The organism is Streptomyces sp. NPDC101393, from assembly GCF_044767385.1.
Classification (GTDB): Bacteria; Actinomycetota; Actinomycetes; order Streptomycetales; family Streptomycetaceae; genus Streptomyces.
On the sequence record NZ_JBIWNU010000004.1, the window covers coordinates 549,017 to 567,121 of the forward strand.

15 protein-coding genes and 1 pseudogene are annotated in these 18,105 nt (G+C 70.8%); 9 read left to right on the forward strand and 7 right to left on the reverse strand.

All coding sequences use genetic code 11. The features are described 5' to 3' along the window. Positions 1-32: 32 nt before the first annotated feature. From ACIRQ7_RS15900 to ACIRQ7_RS15910, 3 genes are all read left to right on the forward strand, one after another. Complete coding sequence (locus tag ACIRQ7_RS15900) at positions 33-653, forward strand: cell division protein SepF (RefSeq protein ID WP_401475867.1); 621 nt, start codon at positions 33-35, stop codon at positions 651-653. A gap of 64 nt (positions 654-717) precedes the next feature. Beyond that, positions 718-1,011, forward strand: a complete 294-nt coding sequence (locus tag ACIRQ7_RS15905) for a YggT family protein (protein WP_401475864.1) — start codon at positions 718-720, stop codon at positions 1,009-1,011. 49 nt (positions 1,012-1,060) lie between these two features. After that, complete coding sequence (locus ACIRQ7_RS15910; protein ID WP_401475861.1) at positions 1,061-2,191, forward strand: DivIVA domain-containing protein; 1,131 nt, start codon at positions 1,061-1,063, stop codon at positions 2,189-2,191. A 283-nt stretch (positions 2,192-2,474) separates the two neighbouring features. Here ACIRQ7_RS15910 and ileS read toward each other — a convergent pair whose 3' ends face one another. Further along, positions 2,475-5,618 (reverse strand): isoleucine--tRNA ligase, encoded by a 3,144-nt coding sequence (ileS, locus tag ACIRQ7_RS15915; RefSeq protein ID WP_404262882.1) that lies wholly within the window; start codon positions 5,616-5,618, stop codon positions 2,475-2,477. A 599-nt stretch (positions 5,619-6,217) separates the two neighbouring features. Between ileS and ACIRQ7_RS15920 the strand changes: the two genes are divergently transcribed. From ACIRQ7_RS15920 to ACIRQ7_RS15940, 5 genes and pseudogenes are all read left to right on the forward strand, one after another. After that, positions 6,218-7,021 carry a TraR/DksA family transcriptional regulator gene (locus ACIRQ7_RS15920; RefSeq protein ID WP_404262884.1) on the forward strand — a complete coding sequence of 268 codons (804 nt, stop codon included), beginning with the start codon at positions 6,218-6,220 and terminating at the stop codon, positions 7,019-7,021. Between the two features lie 137 nt (positions 7,022-7,158). After that, complete coding sequence (gene lspA, locus ACIRQ7_RS15925) at positions 7,159-7,761, forward strand: signal peptidase II (RefSeq protein ID WP_401475852.1); 603 nt, start codon at positions 7,159-7,161, stop codon at positions 7,759-7,761. An 80-nt stretch (positions 7,762-7,841) separates the two neighbouring features. Beyond that, entirely contained in the window at positions 7,842-8,783 is a 942-nt protein-coding gene (locus ACIRQ7_RS15930; RefSeq protein WP_404262886.1) for an RluA family pseudouridine synthase, read from the forward strand. A gap of 16 nt (positions 8,784-8,799) precedes the next feature. Then, a pseudogene (locus ACIRQ7_RS15935) lies at positions 8,800-9,299 on the forward strand (GNAT family N-acetyltransferase). Between the two features lie 71 nt (positions 9,300-9,370). Next, complete coding sequence (locus tag ACIRQ7_RS15940) at positions 9,371-10,966, forward strand: Na+/H+ antiporter (RefSeq protein ID WP_403670936.1); 1,596 nt, start codon at positions 9,371-9,373, stop codon at positions 10,964-10,966. A 34-nt stretch (positions 10,967-11,000) separates the two neighbouring features. Here the strand turns inward: ACIRQ7_RS15940 and ACIRQ7_RS15945 are convergent, their stop codons facing one another. Then, entirely contained in the window at positions 11,001-12,056 is a 1,056-nt protein-coding gene (locus ACIRQ7_RS15945; RefSeq protein ID WP_404263148.1) for a mechanosensitive ion channel family protein, read from the reverse strand. A gap of 141 nt (positions 12,057-12,197) precedes the next feature. On the opposite strand from ACIRQ7_RS15945, the gene ACIRQ7_RS15950 reads away from it, so the two are divergent. Then, positions 12,198-12,809 (forward strand): dienelactone hydrolase family protein, encoded by a 612-nt coding sequence (locus ACIRQ7_RS15950; protein ID WP_401476380.1) that lies wholly within the window; start codon positions 12,198-12,200, stop codon positions 12,807-12,809. 82 nt (positions 12,810-12,891) lie between these two features. On the opposite strand, the gene ACIRQ7_RS15955 is transcribed toward ACIRQ7_RS15950, so the two are convergent. The 5 genes from ACIRQ7_RS15955 to ACIRQ7_RS15975 all read right to left on the reverse strand — a co-directional run bounded on the left by ACIRQ7_RS15955 (position 12,892) and on the right by ACIRQ7_RS15975 (position 18,101). Continuing rightward, positions 12,892-14,535: an alkaline phosphatase D family protein gene (locus ACIRQ7_RS15955; protein WP_404262887.1), complete on the reverse strand. Its 1,644-nt coding sequence runs from the start codon at positions 14,533-14,535 to the stop codon at positions 12,892-12,894. Positions 14,536-14,624: 89 nt separating this feature from the next. Next, a complete protein-coding gene (locus ACIRQ7_RS15960; protein ID WP_404262888.1) occupies positions 14,625-15,602 on the reverse strand; it encodes a thioredoxin domain-containing protein in 978 nt (325 codons plus the stop codon). A gap of 52 nt (positions 15,603-15,654) precedes the next feature. Next, a complete protein-coding gene (locus ACIRQ7_RS15965) occupies positions 15,655-16,368 on the reverse strand; it encodes a hypothetical protein (protein ID WP_404262890.1) in 714 nt (237 codons plus the stop codon). A gap of 123 nt (positions 16,369-16,491) precedes the next feature. Then, a complete protein-coding gene (locus tag ACIRQ7_RS15970) occupies positions 16,492-17,346 on the reverse strand; it encodes a thioredoxin domain-containing protein (RefSeq protein WP_404262892.1) in 855 nt (284 codons plus the stop codon). A gap of 95 nt (positions 17,347-17,441) precedes the next feature. Continuing rightward, positions 17,442-18,101 carry a hypothetical protein gene (locus ACIRQ7_RS15975; protein WP_401475828.1) on the reverse strand — a complete coding sequence of 220 codons (660 nt, stop codon included), beginning with the start codon at positions 18,099-18,101 and terminating at the stop codon, positions 17,442-17,444. Positions 18,102-18,105 lie beyond the last annotated feature (4 nt).

Consider the following 18,105-nt stretch of genomic DNA (forward strand, 5'->3'; position numbering starts at 1 on the left):
GCCGATCCACCACAGAGCGGAGGACGCAGAGAATGGCCGGCGCGATGCGCAAGATGGCGGTCTACCTCGGCCTCGTGGAGGACGATGGGTACGACGGCCGGGGCTTTGACCCCGACGACGAGTTCGAGCCCGAGCTGGACCCGGAACCGGATAGAGGACGGCGGCAACAGCACCAAGTCCAGGCCGAAACGCGCCCGGAACGGGAGGAACCCGTACGGGCCGTGACGCCTCCGGCGCAGCGCGAGCCCGCTCCGCTCGCCCCGGAAAGCGGACGACCCGCGCGAATCGCCCCCGTGGCATCCATCACACCCGACCGTCCGAATCTGGAGAAGAACGCACCGGTGATCATGCCCAAGGTTGTGTCCGAGCGGGAGCCCTACCGCATCACCACACTCCACCCCCGGACCTACAACGAAGCCCGTACCATCGGGGAACACTTCCGTGAGGGCACTCCGGTGATCATGAATCTCACGGAGATGGATGACACCGACGCGAAGCGACTTGTCGACTTTGCCGCCGGACTCGTCTTCGGTCTGCACGGGAGTATTGAGCGGGTGACGCAGAAGGTGTTCCTGTTGTCGCCTGCTAACGTCGATGTCACGGCGGAGGACAAGGCCCGTATCGCAGAGGGTGGATTCTTCAACCAGAGCTGAGACGCAACACCGGGCACACCAAGGCCGCGAGGGCCAACAGAGCAAGGGGAGAGGGACGCGCGAGATGAGTGTCGCTGGTCAGGTGATCTATATCGCGCTGTACTGCTACCTAGTCGTGTTGATCTTCCGGCTGGTGATGGACTATGTCTTCCAGTTCGCCCGTTCATGGCAACCAGGCAAGGCGATGGTGGTCGTTCTTGAGGCCACTTACACTGTCACCGATCCGCCACTCAAGCTTCTGCGGCGGGTCATCCCGCCGCTGCGTCTCGGGGGCGTGGCGCTCGACCTGTCCTTCTTCGTACTGATGATCATCGTCTACATCCTGATCACCGTCGTCAGGTCGGTGTTGTTGGTGTGAACGAGACGGTCTTGCCGATTGCCGACGACTACGTTGAGGTGAAGTAGAGATGCCGTTGACCCCCGAGGACGTGCGGAACAAGCAGTTCACGACCGTTCGCCTCCGAGAAGGCTATGACGAGGACGAGGTCGATGCCTTCCTCGATGAGGTCGAAGCCGAACTGACCCGTCTTCTGCGGGAGAACGAGGACCTGCGCGCCAAGTTGGCCGCCGCGACCCGTGCCGCCGCGCAGAATCAGCAGCAGCAGGGTCTGCGCAAGGGTCCGGACCAGCAGCAGGACCAGCAGCAGCAACAGCAGCAGCGTCCCGGCGCTCCGGTGCCCGCTGCCATATCCGGTCCGCAGCCGGTCCCGCCGCAGCAGCAGCAGGGGATGGGTGGCCCGCCCCAACTGCCCGGTGGTGCACCGCAGCTGCCGCCCGGTCCCGGTGGACACGGCCCGCAGGGTGGTCCGCACGGTCCCGGTCCGATGGGCCCCGGCGGTCCGATGGGTGGCCCGATGGGCGGCCCCGGCGGACCGCAGCAGCAGCTGCAGCAGGCTGCTCAGCAGCAACAGCAGCAGGGCGGCCCCGGCGGCGACAGCGCCGCTCGTGTGCTGTCGCTGGCACAGCAGACCGCCGACCAGGCGATCGCGGAGGCCCGTTCGGAGGCCAACAAGATCGTCGGTGAGGCGCGCAGCCGTGCCGAGGGCCTGGAGCGGGACGCCCGCGCCAAGGCCGATGCGCTGGAGCGGGACGCGCAGGAGAAGCACCGCGTGGCGATGGGCTCGCTGGAGTCGGCCCGCGCGACGCTGGAGCGCAAGGTCGAGGACCTGCGCGGCTTCGAGCGCGAGTACCGCACGCGGCTGAAGTCGTACCTGGAGAGCCAGCTGCGTCAGCTGGAGAACCAGTCCGACGACTCGCTGGCGCCCCCGCGGACCCCGGCGGCCGCCTCGCTGCCGCCGTCCCCGTCGATGGCTTCGGCCGGCGCGGGCACCATGGGTGGCAACCACACCATGGGCGGCAACCAGTCGATGGGTGGCCACGGTGGCCCGTCGAACGGCGGCCCGTCCTACGGTGGCCAGCAGCAGATGTCGCCGGCGATGACCCAGCCGATGGCTCCGGTGCGGCCGCAGAGCCCGCAGCCGATGCAGCAGGCGCCGTCCCCGATGCGTGGCTTCCTCATCGACGAGGACGACAACTGACATCAGCGCAACGCGCGTAGTCGGCATCAAGGGCCGGGCCCCGAGGGAACTTTCCCCCGGGGCCCGGCCCTTTTGGGTGTCTGTGCCTGCGTCTGTGGCGTTAGCGGCGACTGTGTCTGGATCGCGGGCCTGTGTCCGTGTCCGTGCCGGTGCATGTGCTCGTGCCGGTGCCCGTGCTCGTACCCGTACCGCCGGTGGGGACCGGGGCCGCGGGGGAACGCGAAGCCCCCCGGCGCGGGATGCGCCGGGGGGCTTCGCGTTGTCGCGGGGTGGCGGTCCTTGGTCAGGCCTTGCGCAGCTGGAAGGTCAGGCCCAGGCCCTCGTCCGTGAACGGTTCGCCGTATCCGTCGTCGGCCGCAGCGCTGTCGTTGCGGAACGCGGTGGCGAGCACCTCGTCCGAGATCAGACCGGCGTGGTCGGTCAGCGCCGTACGGACCTCGTCGTCGGCGGACTGCCAGCGCAGGGCGATCCGGTCGGCGACGTCCAGGCCGCTGTTCTTGCGGGCCTCCTGGATCAGCCGGATGGCGTCGCGGGCCAGGCCGGCCCGGCGCAGCTCCGGGGTGATCTCCAGGTCGAGGGCGACGGTCGCGCCGGAGTCGGAGGCCACCGACCAGCCCTCGCGGGGCGTTTCGGTGATGATCACCTCGTCGGGGGCGAGGGTGACGGTCTCGCCGTCGACCTCGACGCTCGCGGTGCCGTTGCGCAGCGCGAGCGAGAGGGCCGCGGCGTCGGCGTCGGCGACGGCCTTGGCAACGGCCTGCACGCCCTTGCCGAAGCGCTTGCCCAGGGCCCGGAAGTTGGCCTTGGCGGTGGTGTCGACGAGCGAGCCGCCCACCTCGGAGAGCGAGGCGAGCGAGGAGACGTTGAGCTCCTCGGCGATCTGCGCGCGCAGGTCGTCGGAGAGGGCGGCGAAGCCGTGGGCCGCGACCAGGGCGCGGGACAGCGGCTGGCGGGTCTTGACACCGGATTCGGCTCGGGTGGCCCGGCCCAGCTCGACCAGCCGGCGTACCAGCAGCATCTGCGTGGACAGGGTCGGGTCGATGCGGTCCTGGTCGGCGACCGGCCAGGTGGAGAGGTGGACGGAGTCCGGGGCGTCCGGGCTGACCGGGACGACCAGGTCCTGCCAGACCCGCTCGGTGATGAACGGGGTGAGCGGGGCCATCAGCCGGGTGACCGTCTCGATGACTTCGTGCAGGGTGCGCAGCGCGGCGGCGTCGCCCTGCCAGAAGCGGCGGCGGGAGCGGCGGACGTACCAGTTGGAGAGGTCGTCGACGAAGGACGACAGCAGCTTGCCGGCCCGCTGGGTGTCGTACGCCTCCAGGGATTCGGTGACGCCCTCGACGAGGGTGTTCAGCTCGCCGAGCAGCCAGCGGTCGAGCAGCGGGCGGTCGGCGGGGGCCGGATCGGCCGCGCTGGGCGCCCAGTTGGAGGTGCGGGCGTACAGCGCCTGGAAGGCGACGGTGTTCCAGTAGGTGAGGAGGGTCTTGCGGACGACCTCCTGGATGGTGGCGTGGCCCACCCGGCGGGCCGCCCACGGGGAGCCGCCGGCCGCCATGAACCAGCGGACCGCGTCGGCGCCGTGCTGGTCCATGAGCGGGATCGGCTGGAGGATGTTGCCCAGGTGCTTGGACATCTTGCGGCCGTCCTCGGCGAGGATGTGGCCGAGGCAGACGACGTTCTCGTAACTCGACTTGTCGAAGACGAGGGTGCCGACGGCCATGAGGGTGTAGAACCAGCCGCGGGTCTGGTCGATGGCCTCCGAGATGAACTGCGCCGGGTAGCGCTTCTCGAAGAGCTCCTTGTTGCGGTACGGGTAGCCCCACTGCGCGAACGGCATGGATCCCGAGTCGTACCAGGCGTCGATGACCTCGGGGACGCGGGTGGCGGTGGCCCGGCACGTCGGGCAGGGGAAGGTGACCGCGTCGATGTACGGGCGGTGCGGGTCCAGGGACGACTGGTCGGTGCCGGTCAGCTCGGTCAGCTCGGCGAGCGAGCCCACGCAGGTGAGGTGGTTGTCCTCGCAGCGCCAGATGGGCAGCGGGGTGCCCCAGTAGCGGTTGCGCGAAAGCGCCCAGTCGATGTTGTTGTTGAGCCAGTCGCCGAACCGGCCGTGCTTGACGGAGTCCGGGAACCAGTTGGTGTTCTCGTTCTCCCGCAGCAGGGCGTCCTTGACCGCGGTGGTGCGGATGTACCACGACGGCTGGGCGTAGTAGAGCAGCGCGGTGTGGCAGCGCCAGCAGTGCGGGTAGCTGTGCTCGTACGGGACGTGCCGGAAGAGCAGACCGCGGGCGTCCAGGTCCTCGACCAGCGTCTCGTCGGCCTTCTTGAAGAACTGGCCGCCGATCAGCGGGAGTTCCTCCTCGAAGGTGCCGTCCGGGCGGACCGGGTTGACCACCGTCAGGCCGTACGCCTTGCAGGTCTTGAGGTCGTCCTCACCGAAGGCCGGGGCCTGGTGGACGAGGCCGGTGCCGTCCTCGGTCGTGACGTACTCGGCGTTGACGACGAAGTTGGCGTCCTCCAGCTCGACGAGGCCGAAGGGGCGCTCGTAGGCCCAGCGCTCCATCTCGCGGCCGGTGAACGACTGCCCGGTGGCCTCCCAGCCCTCGCCGAGCGCCTTCTCCAGCAGCGGCTCGGCGACGACCAGCTTCTCGCTGCCGTCCGTGGCGACGACGTAGGTGACGTCGGGGTGCGCGGCGACGGCGGTGTTGGAGACCAGGGTCCAGGGGGTGGTCGTCCAGATCAGCAGCGCGGCCTCGCCGGCCAGCGGGCCCGAGGTCAGCGGGAGGCGGACGAAGACGGAGGGGTCGACGACCGTTTCGTAGCCCTGCGCCAGTTCGTGGTCCGACAGGCCGGTGCCGCAGCGGGGGCACCAGGGGGCGACGCGGTGGTCCTGGACCAGCAGGCCCTTGTTGAAGATCTCCTTGAGCGACCACCACACCGACTCGATGTAGTCCGGGTCCATGGTGCGGTACGGGTCGTCGAGATCGGTCCAGTAGCCCATGCGGGTCGTCAGCTCGGCGAAGGCGTCGGTGTGGCGGGTCACCGACTCGCGGCACCGGTCGTTGAACTCGGCGATGCCGTACGCCTCGATGTCCTTCTTGCCGTTGAAGCCCAGCTCCTTCTCCACGGCCAGCTCGACCGGGAGGCCGTGGCAGTCCCAGCCGGCCTTGCGGCCGACGTGGTAGCCCTGCATCGTGCGGAACCGGGGGAAGACGTCCTTGAAGACGCGCGCCTCGATGTGGTGGGCGCCGGGCATGCCGTTGGCGGTGGGCGGACCTTCGTAGAAGACCCACTCGGGCCGTCCCTCGGACTGCTGGAGGGTACGGGCGAAGACCTTCTGCTCCTGCCAGAAATCGAGCACGGCGTGCTCGAGGGCGGGGAGGTCTACCTGGGCGGGCACCTGGCGGTACTGGGGCTGCGGACTCATCGGGGGCTTCCTCCGGCGGACACCTGCTGTGTATTCCGTCCGGAGGGACGAGAGCGTGCTCCCGCGGTACCACCCTCCTTGGCGGTGACGATCCACCGCCCCCTCATTGGGGTCGCGCTGCCGGTTCTACTCACCCCGGGGACCTGCGGCCCGTGGGCGGAGCCCACTGTCCAGAGTTTTCTTCCGGCGGCTCCGGGGTGATCTTCACGTCGCGCACGCCACCGGGCTCGCACCGTCCCCGGTTCGCTGCTGGCTGCGTACGACGCTACTCGTCCCGTCGATGCCTTTCGCTGGGCCCAGTGTACGGGGCCGCGCCGACAGCGGCCGACCGGTTTTCCCGGGGGGTGGCCGTGCGGGGCGCGGCGGCGTGGCGTGACCCGAATGGCCACGGGCGGCGGCAGAGTGTGCGGACCCGTCCGCGCGCCCGGTGTCCGGCGGATTACCGGGCGGGCAGCGGGGCACAACCGAGGCGTACCCGGTGGTGGGACGGGGCGGCCGGGTCCGCCGGCCGGTGCGTCCCGTTGCCGCGTGCCGTGTGGCGTTTTATCGTTCCCGTCACGATTCGCGCACAAGATCACATATGTGAAGGGGTCGCGGCCATGGTGGCGAAAAAGACCGCCGCGGAGAAGAGCACGACGCCTGCCGACGAGGACGTCACGAAGGAGCACGCACCGACGACGACCGCTCCGGACGCCACGACGACCGCTCCGGACGCCACGACGACCGCTCCGGACACGGGCGCGGCGCAGCACCCTGCGGCGAAGAAGGCCGCGGCGAAGACAGCGAAAAAGACAGCCAAGACAGCCAAGACGGCCAAGAAGACGGCCAAGAAGACAGTGGCGAAGAAGGCCACGGCCAAGAAGGCGGCCGCGAAGAAGACCACGGCCAAGAAGGCCGCGGGACCCGCAAAGAAGACGGGAGCCAAGACGGTGGTGGCTAAGAAGACCGCGGCCGCGGCGCACGGCAGCGACACCGCGGTGCCCAAGGCCCGCGCCGCCGCGGCGCCGGACGAACTCGCCGTACGGCCCGGCGAGGACCCCTGGACGCCGGACGAGGTCGAGGAGGCACGGGCCGAGCTGATGAACGAGGCGCTGCGGCTGCGCAGCGAGATCGCCGCCTCCGAGGACGCCATCGCCGGGCTGATGCGCGACTCCGGTGACGGCGCGGGCGACGACGAGGCGGACACCGGCACCAAGAACATCACCCGCGAGCACGAGCTGTCGCTCGCCTCCAACGCCCGCGAGATGCTGATGCAGACCGAGCGGGCCCTCGGCCGGCTGGACGCGGGCACCTACGGGCTGTGCGAGAACTGCGGCAAAGCGATCGGCAAGGCGCGGATGCAGGCCTTCCCCCGGGCGACGTTGTGTGTGGAGTGCAAGCAAAAGCAGGAGCGGCGGATGTGACGGCCGCCGGATGATCCCGGCTTCCGGGTGGGCTGCCCCGCCGTGACCGTACGTGTGTGCCGTACCCTCGTGCCCAAAGACAGGCCCTCGGCCAGGCGTGGACCGGCCGCGGACCCAAACGGGCTGAGGACGCAAACGTGGCAGAGGCGGAACGCATCACCGGTACGTCGGAATCCGAGCCGGGTTCCGGAGCGGATCCCCGGTCGGGGTCCGAAGGGGGAGTGCCGGCGGAGCCGGAGCAGCGCGCCGACCGCGGCAAGCGGCGGATCTTCGCGCTGCTGCTCGTCGCCGCGCTCGTCTACCTGCTCGACCTGGGCACCAAGCTCCTCGTCGTCGCGAAGCTGGAGCACCACGCGCCCGTCGAGGTCATCGGGACGCTGCTGCGGTTCGAGGTGATCCGCAACCGCGGTGCCGCGTTCAGCATGGGCGAGGCGCTGACGATCTTCCTCACCCTCATCGCCGTCATCGTGATCGTGGTGATCGCCCGTATCGCCCGCAAGCTCTACAGCCTGCCCTGGGGCATCGCGCTGGGGCTGCTGCTCGGCGGCGCCTTCGGCAACCTCACCGACCGGCTGTTCCGCTCGCCGGGCGTCTTCGAGGGTGCGGTGGTCGACTTCATCGCCCCCGCACACTTCGCGGTCTTCAATTTCGCCGACTCCGCGATCGTCTGCGGCGGCATCCTGATCGTGATCCTTTCCTTCCGGGGCCTCGACCCCGACGGGACCCTCCACAAGAGCTGAGCCGGGCCCCTTGGCAGGGGCCCGGGGCCGGTGCCCCTCCGCCGGGAGGGGGACCGTGGCGGGACTGCCATACTCGTGGGGTGAGCACCATTCCCGAGATCCGCACCCTGCCCGTACCGGACGGCCTGGAGGGCGAGCGCGTCGACGCCGCGCTGGCCCGCATGTTCGGCTTCTCCCGTACGAAGGCGGCCGAGCTCGCCGCGGCCGGAAAGGTCCGGGTCGACGGATCCGAGGTGATGAAGTCCGAGCGGGTGCACGGCGGTGCCTGGCTGGAAGTCGAGATGCCGCAGGCGCCGCCGCCCGTGGAGATCGTCGCCGAGCCCGTCGAGGGCATGGAGATCGTGCATGACGACGACGACATCGTCGTGATCGTCAAGCCCGTCGGCGTCGCCGCGCACCCCAGCCCCGGCTGGACCGGGACCACCGTCATCGGCGGCCTCGCCGCGGCCGGCTACCGCATCTCCACCTCCGGTGCCGCCGAACGCCAGGGCATCGTGCACCGCCTCGACGTCGGCACCTCCGGCCTGATGGTGGTCGCCAAGTCCGAGCGCGCCTACACCCTGCTCAAGCAGCAGTTCCGTGAGCGGACGGTCGACAAGCGCTACCACGCCCTCGTCCAGGGCCACCCGGACCCGATGAGCGGCACCATCGACGCCCCCATCGGCCGCCACCCGCAGCACGACTACAAGTGGGCGGTCACCGCCGAGGGCAAGGCGTCGGTCACCCACTACGACCTCATAGAGGCGTTCCGGGCGGCCAGCCTGCTCGACATCAAGCTGGAGACCGGCCGCACCCACCAGATCCGGGTGCACATGTCCGCACACCGCCACCCCTGCGTCGGCGACCTCACCTACGGCGCCGACCCGACCCTCTCCAAGCGGCTCGGCCTGGCCCGCCAGTGGCTGCACGCCATGCGGCTGGGCTTCGAGCACCCCTCGGACGGGCGCTGGGTCGAATTCGAGAGCTCCTACCCCGATGACCTGCAGCACGCCCTGGACACCGTCCGGGACGAGAGCTCCTGAGCGTGGACGGCAGGCCATGAGCGAGCAGGGCAGCGGCCCGTACTCCATCGAGGTCGTCGCGGACGGCGATCTCGACGGCTGCCGCGCCGTACGCCGTGAGGTCTTCGTCGGCGAGCAGGGCGTCCCGGTGGAGCTGGAGATGGATGCGTACGACGCGTACGCCGTCCATCTGCTGGCCACCGCGCCCGACGGCAGCCCGGTCGGCACCGCGCGCTTCCTCTACGGCCCGGCGGCCCGCAAGAAGTACGCGGCCGCCGCGATCTCCGACGATCTGACCGCGGTGCTCGGCCGGCTCGCCGTCCCGGTGCCGCGCGTGGCACCGGGCTCGGCGTCGCGCTGGTGCGCGCGGCCGAGGAGGAGGCGCTGCGGCTGGGTCTCGCCGAGGTCTATCTGGAGGCCCAGAGCCATGCGCTCGGCTTCTACGAGCGGCTCGGATACACCGCTTACGGACCGGAGTTCGCCGCCGGCGGCGACATCGCCCACCGTGCGATGCGCAAGCGGCTGCGGACCGGCTGAGCAGGCTTTTGGCCACGTCGTGGCAGGCTGGGGGCCGAAAGTGATCAAAACCGACCCCGGAGCGTAGCCACGTGGACCAGCTGGCTCTGATGTTCGTCCTGCTGCTCGGAGCCGTGGTGATGGTCCCGGTCGGTGACCGGCTGGGGCTCCCCTCGCCCGTGCTGATGACCCTCGGGGGCGCCGTCCTGGCGCTGCTGCCGTTCGTGCCCAATGTCGAGGTGCCACCGGAGTTCATCCTCCCGCTGGTGCTGCCACCGCTGCTCTACGCCGCCGTGCAGCGCACCTCCTGGCGGCAGTTCACGGCCAACTTGCGGCCCATCTTCCTGCTCGCCGTGGCGCTGGTCTTCGCCACCATGGCCGCCGTCGCGGCGGTCGCCCAGGCAGTGGTGCCGGGGATGCCGCTGGCCGCCGCCGTGGTGCTGGGCGCGCTGGTCGCGCCGCCCGACCCGGTCGCCGCCACCGCCGTCGCCGGCAAGCTCGGACTGCCCCGCCGCATGGTCTCCATCCTGGAGGGCGAGGGGCTCTTCAACGACGTCACGGCGATCGTGCTCTACCACGTGGCGCTCGCCGCGGCGGTCAGCGGGACCTTCTCCGCGCCCGCCGCGGTCGGCTCGCTGGTGCTCTCCGCGGTCGTGGCCATAGCGGTCGGGCTGGTGATCGGCTGGGTCGCCAACAAGCTGATGGGGCTGCTCGACGACCCGACCCTGCAGATCGGTCTGACGCTGCTGGTGCCGTTCGTCGGGTACGTCATGGCCGAGGAATTCCGGGGGTCCGGGGTGCTCGCGGTGCTCACCACCGCGCTCTTCCTCTCCGAATACGCGGTCGACGCCGACGACGTGATGGGCCGCCTCGCCGGATACACCTTCTGGGAGGTCGTCGACACCCTCGTCACCGGCGTCGCCTTCGGCCTGATCGGACTGGAGCTGCACAACATCTTCGGGACCGCGTCCGGCCGTTGGGGCGAGATGCTCGGGGCGGGCGCGGCCGTCGTCGGCGTGGTCGTCGGCGTCCGCCTGCTGTGGCTGCTGCCGGCCGCCTGGCTGGCCAAGCGGATGCACAAGCGGCGCGACTACGACGAGGACATCCCGATGAGCTGGCGGGAGACGCTCATCATGTGGTGGTCCGGGATGCGCGGGGTGGCCTCCGTCGCGCTGGCCCTGGCCATCCCGTACACCATCGACGACGGCACGGACTTCCCCGTCCGCGCCGAGATCCTCTTCATCGCCTTCTCCGTGGTGCTCACCACCCTCGTCGTCCAGGGCCTGACGCTGCCCTGGCTGGTGCGCAAGCTGCGGGTACGGGCCGACGCCGACGCCGAGGACGCGCTGGAGCGGGACCTGGCGATCCGGGTGATCAAGGCGTCGAAGCGGCGGCTGAAGGAGATCCTGGAGGTCGAGGAGCTGCCCGAGGAGGTCAGCGACCAGCTGGCACGCCGCGCGTACGACATCGGCGCCCGCATCGCGCCGGACATCGTCGACGACGAGCGGCGCGAACACTTCGAGAAGCGCATCACCCGTATGAAGAAGGTCCAGCGCATCCAGGGCGAGATGCTGTCCGCGGCCCGCCACGAAGTGCTCTCCGCGCGCAGCGAACCGGGCGCCGACCCGGAGATCGTCGACCGGGTGTTGCGCCACCTGGACATGCGCAGCCTGAGGGGTACGCCCTGAGGCGGCCGGCCCGGGGCCTCCCGTACGCGACTGCTCAGCCCTGGCGGCCCTCGCGACCCTCCGGCGCCGCGGTGGTGATCCTCGGCAGGGCGTAGGAGTGTTCGGCCTGGATCCACTCGATCATCCGCTCGCGGACCTGGCAGCGCACCGTCCAGAGGGTGTCCGCGTCACGGGTGGTGACCAGCGCGCGGACCACGATCGTGGAGGGGGTGGTGTCGGTGACCACCAGGCTCCAGGACCGGCCGTCCCACTCGTCGCACTGCTGCAGGATCTCGTGCAGCCGCTGGCGCATCTTCTCCACCGGCGCGGAGTGGTCGAGGTGGAAGAAGACCGTGCCGGTCATCTGCGCGCCCCCGCGCGACCAGTTCTCGAAGGGCTGGCTGGTGAAGTACGACACCGGCATGGTGATCCGGCGCTCGTCCCAGGTCCGTACGGTCAGGAAGGTCAGCGTGATCTCCTCCACGGTGCCCCACTCGCCGTCCACGACGACGGTGTCGCCGATCCGCACCATGTCGCCGAAGGCGATCTGCAGCCCGGCGAAGAGGTTGCCGAGGGTGGACTGGGCGGCGACACCGGCGACGATGCCCAGCACCCCGGCCGACGCCAGCATGGACGTGCCGACGGCCTGCATCTCGGGGAAGGTGAGCAGCATCGAGGACACCGCGACGACGATCACCACCGCGGTCACCACCCGCTGGATCAGCGTCACCTGCGTCCGCACCCGCCGGACCCGGGCCGCGTCCCGGGCGCCCGCGGCGTAGCGCGAGTACGACGACTCGACGATCGCCGCCGAGGCCCGGACGACCAGCCAGGCGGTGGCCGCGATCAGCACCAGTGTCAGCGCGCGCCCGATCCCCGCCGCGTGGTTCTCGACGCTCTTCAGCCCGGTCTCGTCGTACGAACCGCGCAACAGAGCCGCGCAGAGCACCACTTGCAGCGGGACCCGGCAGCGCCGCAGCAGCCCCCACAGCGGGGTCTCCGGGTGTGCGGTGTCGATCCGCCTCAGGGTCCGGTCGGCGACCCGGACCAGGATGAGCGTGACCACGATCGAGCCGCCGATGACGACGATCGGGCGCAGCACGTCCTCCAGGGACACGGGGTTCCTCCTCTTCGGTACGGATGCGTACGCGGGCGGTGCGCGGCCGGTCCGGCGCCGTGCGGTGTGCGCGTGCCGGCTCCACAGACCGTAACTGGCACGATGGGGGGAGTGCGATCCAACAACAGGGATGTGATGTCAGTGCCGGCCGCCACCGAGTCCTCGACCAGCGGGTCTTCGACGATTGTCCTGTTTCATTCGGTGTGCGGACTGCGGCCGGCGGTTCAGGCCGGCGCGGAGCGGCTGCGGGCCGCCGGACACGAGGTGATCGTCCCCGACCTGTTCGAGGGCCGGACCGCGGACTCGGTGCAGGACGGCATGCTCATCAAGGATGAGATCGGCAAGGACGAACTGCTCAAGCGCGCCGTCACCGCCGCCGCCCCCTACTCCGACCGCGGCCTGGTCTACGCCGGTTTCTCGTTCGGCGGCTCGGTCGCGCAGAACCTCGCGCTGGCCGACGAGAAGACCCGCGGCCTGCTCCTGCTGCACGGCACCTCCGACATCGCCGAGGGCACCGTCGCCGACGATCTTCCGGTCCAGCTGCACGTCGCCGACCCGGACCCGTACGAGCCGCACGACTGGCTGAACGCCTGGTACCTCCAGATGCGACGGGCCGGCGCGGACGTCGAGGTCTTCCGCTACGCCGGCGCCGGCCATCTGTTCACCGATCCCGATCTGCCGGACTTCGACGCGGAGGCGGCGGAGAGCGCCTGGAAGGTGGCCCTGGGCTTCCTCTCCGGCCTGTGACGGATTTCCGGCGGGTGGCCGGGGCGCGTCCCTGAGGACGCGGGCCCCGGCCCGTGAACCAGCCGTCCCCGGCCCTCGCGCCTCAGGCCAGCGGCCCGTCCGCCCGCTCCACCTGCTGGGTGCCGGACCGGGTGCGGTACGAGCGCAGCAGCCGGCTGGTGGCGTCCGGGTCGGCCTTGTCGGAGACCGCGAAGTAGTCCATCTGCGTGCGCTCCGCGCTGACGTCGATGACGCTGTAGCCGTGTGAGTCCATGTCCAGCCATTTCACATGCCGGTTGGCGGCCCTGATGGCGGCGACCCCGGCCAGGGACACGGTCTGCGGGGCGACGTGCAGGATGTCGTCCACATTGTCGGAGGTCATCGAGGTGACCACGAACTCCGTCGCCACCGGCCGGGTGGCGGGGTACGTCGCGGCCCGCAGCGGCACATCGTTGGCCCAGGCCATGTGGATGTCGCCGGTCAGGAAGACGGTGTTGTCGATGCCGCGGTCGCTGAGGTGGCCCAGGAGCTCCCGCCGGTCGTCCGTGTAGCCGTCCCACTGGTCGGTGTTGACCGCGAGGCCCTCCTTGGGGATCCCGAGTATCTCGGCGAGCGGGCCGAGCAGATGGGCGGGTACGGCCCCGAAGGCGACCTGCGAGATCATCACGGACGTGCCGACCAGCCGCCAGGCCGTGTCTGAGCGCTCCAACCCGGCCTTGAGCCAGTCCAGTTGGGCCCGACCGGTGAGGGTACGGGCCGGGTCGTCGACGTCCCCGCTGCCCGTGTCGGCCTGCTCGTCGCGGAACGACCGCAGATCCAGCAGGTGCAGATCGGCGAGGGTGCCGAAACGCAGCCTGCGGTAGGTGGTGCCGGCGGTGGAAGGGCGGACCGGCATCCACTCGAAGTAGGCCTGCTTCGCGGCCGCCATCCGCGCCGCCCAGGGGCCCTCGGTCTCCGGGGTGTGGTTCACGGCCCCGCCGGACCAGGCGTTGTCGGCGAACTCGTGGTCGTCCCACATGGCGATGACCGGGTGTGCGGCGTGCAGGGCGAGGGCGTCCGGGTCGGTCTTGTGGGCGCCGTGCCGGGTGCGGTAGTCGGCGAGCGCGAGGAGTTCGTTGGCCGGGGAGTGCGGGCGCACCACGTACTTGAACTCCGGGTATTCGCCGGACTTGTACTCGTAGAGGTAGTCGCCCAGGTGCAGCACCGCGTCCAGATCGGCGCGGGCGGCGAGATGGCGGTACGGCGAGAAGTAACCGGACTCCCAGTTGGCGCAGGAGACCACGCCGAAGCGGACGTTGCCCGCCGCCGCGTCGTGGGCGGGCGCGGTGCGGGTGCGGCCGACGGGGGAGTGCTCGCCGTCCACGGTGAAGCGGTAGTGGTAGCGGGTCGCCGGGCGCAGGCCGCGGACGTCCGCCTTGACGGTGTGGTCGGCGGCGGCCGACGCGGTCACCGCTCCGTGTGCGACGACGGTCGTGAACTCGGCGTCCGCCGCCACCTGCCAGCTCACCTTGACGGCCGGCCCGCGCCCGGAGCCGGGAGTGGCCTCCGGGGCCGGTGTGACCCGGGTCCACAACAGGACCCCGTCGGGGAGCGGGTCGCCGGAGGCGACGCCGTGCAGGAAGAACCGGCCCTGGCCCGGGGGCTCCTGGGCCTGCGCGGTGGCGGCGCCGGCGAACGGCAGCAGGGCGGCGGTGGCGGCTACGGCCGTAACGGCTGTGCGGCGGGAGATCTGCTCATGGGCGGTCACGGCCGATCACCTTACTGCCCGGTAGGGGGAACAGGTGGGCGAATTCCCGGTATTCCCAGGAATTCGCCCGGCCGTTCCCCCTACGGCACTCAGCCCTTGTTCGTGGGGTCCTTCTCGCCCTCACGGATGCCGTTGGGGGCGCCGCCGTCCTTGTTCGTGGGGTCCTTCTCGCCCTCACGGATGCCGTTGGGCCCGCCGCCGTCCTTGCCGGAGCCGGCGCCCTTGGCCGGGCCGAACTCCTTGTCGATCATCTTCTTGAAGTTGGTCTCGGCGAGCTTGTTGTACTGCGCCTGCGTCATCTGCTGCTGCGGGACCTCGGGGATCACCAGCTTCTTGTCCCCGTGCATGAACGACGGGGTGCCCTTGATGCCCTTGCGTCCGAACAGGGACGACATCTCCATCGCCCAGCGGTCGTACGTGCCCTTCTTGACCGCCGTTGTGAACGCCTTGTCGGACTTCAGCTCCGGCACCTGCGCGGCGACCTTGAGCAGCTCGGAGTCCTTGGCGTAGGCGTCGTCCTGCTCCTCGGGGTGGAACTTGGTGGAGTACAGCGCCGTCTTGTACTTCAGGAAGGCCTCCGGGCTGACGTTCAGCGCCGCACCCAGCGCGCTCAGCGCGTTCTTGGAGCCCTGTCCGCCGCCGCTGCCCATGTCGTCGATGAACGAGTACATCGTGAACCGGACCTTGTACCGGCCGCTCTCGATGTCCCCCAGCAGCGCCTTGCCGGTGCTCTGCTCGAAGGCCGCACAGGCCGGGCAGCGGATGTCCTCGAAGACCTCCAGGGTCTCCTTGGCGTTCTTGTCACCTATCAGGATCTCGGTGCCGTTCTTGCCCTGGGTGTGCGCGGGCTTGACCAGCTTGGCCTCCTTGGAGGCTTCCCAGCCGGTGGGCTCGTTGGCCTTCATCACGGCGTAGCCGATCCCGCCGGCGATCGCCAGCACGCCTACCACGACGCCGGCAACGACGAGTTGGCGGCGCACCGTCTCCTTCTTCTTCTGCCGCTCGCGCTCGGCGCGGATCCGCTCGCGGGCTGCCGACTTGTTGGCCTGGTTGTTGCGGTTGCTCATGGGGGGTGTCCTGGTTCCCTCGGTGCTGCTGGCTGATGGCTGGTCGGACCGCTCAGAGGGCGGCCGAGCAGGGCGGGCCGCGACGCAGCACGCAGTGCAGGAGCAGCGGCAGCGGACGGGCCGGCGGGACCGGGCGGAGCGGCCGGATCCGGCGGCGCAGCGGGGTGCGTACGGCGGCGCCGACCGCGGCGGCGGTCCGCAGCGGCCGGAAGGCGCAGGCCGCCGCCGCGCGCAGCAGACCGTCCAGGGCGGTGTCCCCGCGGTGCAGCCAGGCGGCGGCGAACAGGCCGACGGCCAGGTGGGCGGCGAGCAGCAGCCAGGGGCCGGCCGCGGGCACCACGGGTGGAATCGGGCCGTCCGGATGGGCCGCCACCCGGGCGAGCGGGGTACCCAACTCGCCGCCGCGGCAGAGCAGATCGACGCCGACGGAGCGCAGCGGCCCGGTGACCGGGCCGCCGGCCGCCCCGTAACAGGTGTGCTGCCCGGCGGTGAAGACGGTGTCGGCGGCCAGCTCCAGCGGCACCAGCAGCGCCGCGATACGGCCGAAGCCGCGCTCCCGGCCGGTCAGCGCGTAGGCCGCGGTGAAGACGGCGGCGCAGATCGCGGCGACCGTCGCGGGCGGCAGGGGGGCGCGGGAGAGCAGGACGTGCGAGGTCGCGGACAGGGTGACGCACAGCGCGGTGAACAGCGCGGCCCGCACCGCCCGCAACCGCGCGCCGGGACCGGCTCCTCGCGGAGCCCCCGGGCCAACTCCCGTCCCCTGCATGCCGGGAGTCTGCCATGGGCACGGCAGGGGACCGGGTCAAGATTTGGCATCGGCCGACGCGCGGGGGACGCGCGCCGGCCGGGGGTCCCCCGCGCGGACGGTTCCGACGCCGGATTCAGCGGTTCAGGACTTCATGGCCTTGGCGACCAGTGAGTTGAAGGCGGCCAGTGTGGACGGCGCCACCTTGCCCTGCGGGCTGTCCGTGCCCAGCACCGTGTCGTCGAGCTTGATGGTCGGGGTGCTGGTGACGTCCTTGACGGAGTTGAAGGCGTCGGACATCTCCAGCGCCCACCGGTCGTAGGTGCCGGCCTTGAGCGCCTTCTGGAAGGTGGCGTTGCCCTTGAGCGCCGGGACGGTGTCGGCGACCTTGATCAGGTACTTGTCGTCGGCGAACTTGTCCGGGCCGGTCTCGTCGGGGTGGTACTCCTTCGAGTACAGCGCCTGCTTGTACTTCAGGAAGGCGTCCTGGTCGACGTTCAGGGCGGCGCCCAGCGCGCTCAGCGCATTCTTGGAGCCGGTGCCCTTGAGGTTGGCGTCGAGGAACGTGCCGAGGTGGAAGGACGCCTTGTACTTGCCGCTCTTGATGTCCTTCTGCACCTGCTCGCCGACGTTCTGCTCGAAGTTGGCGCAGCCTGGGCAGCGCGCGTCCTCGAAGAGCGAAAGGGTGTGCTTGGCGTCCGCCTTGCCGATGACGATGGACGTGCCGTTCTTGCCGGTGGTGTGCGCGGGCTTGGCCAGCTTCGCCTTGGCGGCCTTCGCCCACGCCTCGCTGCTGCCCGCGGACGCCTCGGCGCCGCCGCCACCGCCCGAGTTGGCGACCGCCACCCCGATACCGCCGGCGATCGCCAGCACCGCCACGATCGCACCGCCGACGGTCAGCTGCCGGCGCACCCGGTCCTTCTTGACCTGCCGTTCGCGCTCGGCGCGCAGCCGGTCGCGCGCTGCCTGCTTGTTGGCCTGGCTGTTGCGGTTGCTCATGTCTGTTCCTGCTCCGTGGTCCGTGGGGAAAGTGCGTGCTGTCAACGGCGTACGCCCCCGCCGGGGGAGGTACGCGGGGGCTGCGGGCCGAGGCCTCAGGCAGCGAGCACGCAGGGCGGTCCGCGGCGCACGACGCAGTGCACGAGCAGGGGGACGGCGCGAGCGGGCCGCCGGGAACGCACGGGCGCGGGCACCGGCCCGCGGGGGGCGTCGGGGGTGGCGCTGACCGCGACGGCGATCAGTAGCGGGCGGAAGGCGAAGCCCGCCACCGCGCCGAGCAGCTGCGCCAGCGCGGCCTCGCCGCGGCGCAGCCAGGCGGCGCCCAGCAGCCCTATGAGCAGATGCGCCGCGACCAGCAGCAGCCACACCGAGGCGGGCGCGGCCTGGTCCCCGGGAAGCCGCACCAGCGGGGAGCCGACGCTGCCGCCGCCGCACAGCAGATCCACGAACGGGGAGCGCGGCGGTCCGGCGGCCGGGCCGCCGGCCTCGCCGTAACAGGTGTGCTGGCCGACGCTGAAGACCGTGTCGGCGGCCAGTTCCAGGGGGACCAGCAGCGCGGCGATCCGCCAGTAGCCGCGCTCCCGGCCCGCGAGGGCGTAGGCGAGGGCGAAGACGGTGACGCCGATGGCGGCGACGGTGGTCAGCGGTAGCGGCATACGGGACAGCAGCACATGGGATGCCGAGGACAGCATCACGCACAGCGCCGTGAAGAGCGCCGCGCGCAGTGCCCGCAGGTGTGCCGCCGAGATGTCCATTGCA

Excerpts from the sequence above, each read along its gene's own strand:
- ACIRQ7_RS15950 (WP_401476380.1), top strand. The coding sequence starts at position 12,198 with ATGTCAGTGCCGGCCGCCACCGAGTCCTCGACCAGCGGGTCTTCGACG.
- ACIRQ7_RS15910 (WP_401475861.1), top strand. The coding sequence starts at position 1,061 with ATGCCGTTGACCCCCGAGGACGTGCGGAACAAGCAGTTCACGACCGTT.
- ACIRQ7_RS15900 (WP_401475867.1), top strand. The coding sequence starts at position 33 with ATGGCCGGCGCGATGCGCAAGATGGCGGTCTACCTCGGCCTCGTGGAG.
- ACIRQ7_RS15970 (WP_404262892.1), bottom strand. The coding sequence starts at position 17,346 with ATGAGCAACCGCAACAGCCAGGCCAACAAGCAGGCAGCGCGCGACCGG.
- ACIRQ7_RS15975 (WP_401475828.1), bottom strand. The coding sequence starts at position 18,101 with ATGGACATCTCGGCGGCACACCTGCGGGCACTGCGCGCGGCGCTCTTC.
- ACIRQ7_RS15965 (WP_404262890.1), bottom strand. The coding sequence starts at position 16,368 with ATGCAGGGGACGGGAGTTGGCCCGGGGGCTCCGCGAGGAGCCGGTCCC.
- ACIRQ7_RS15905 (WP_401475864.1), top strand. The coding sequence starts at position 718 with ATGAGTGTCGCTGGTCAGGTGATCTATATCGCGCTGTACTGCTACCTA.
- ileS (WP_404262882.1), bottom strand. The coding sequence starts at position 5,618 with ATGAGTCCGCAGCCCCAGTACCGCCAGGTGCCCGCCCAGGTAGACCTC.
- ACIRQ7_RS15920 (WP_404262884.1), top strand. The coding sequence starts at position 6,218 with ATGGTGGCGAAAAAGACCGCCGCGGAGAAGAGCACGACGCCTGCCGAC.
- ACIRQ7_RS15960 (WP_404262888.1), bottom strand. The coding sequence starts at position 15,602 with ATGAGCAACCGCAACAACCAGGCCAACAAGTCGGCAGCCCGCGAGCGG.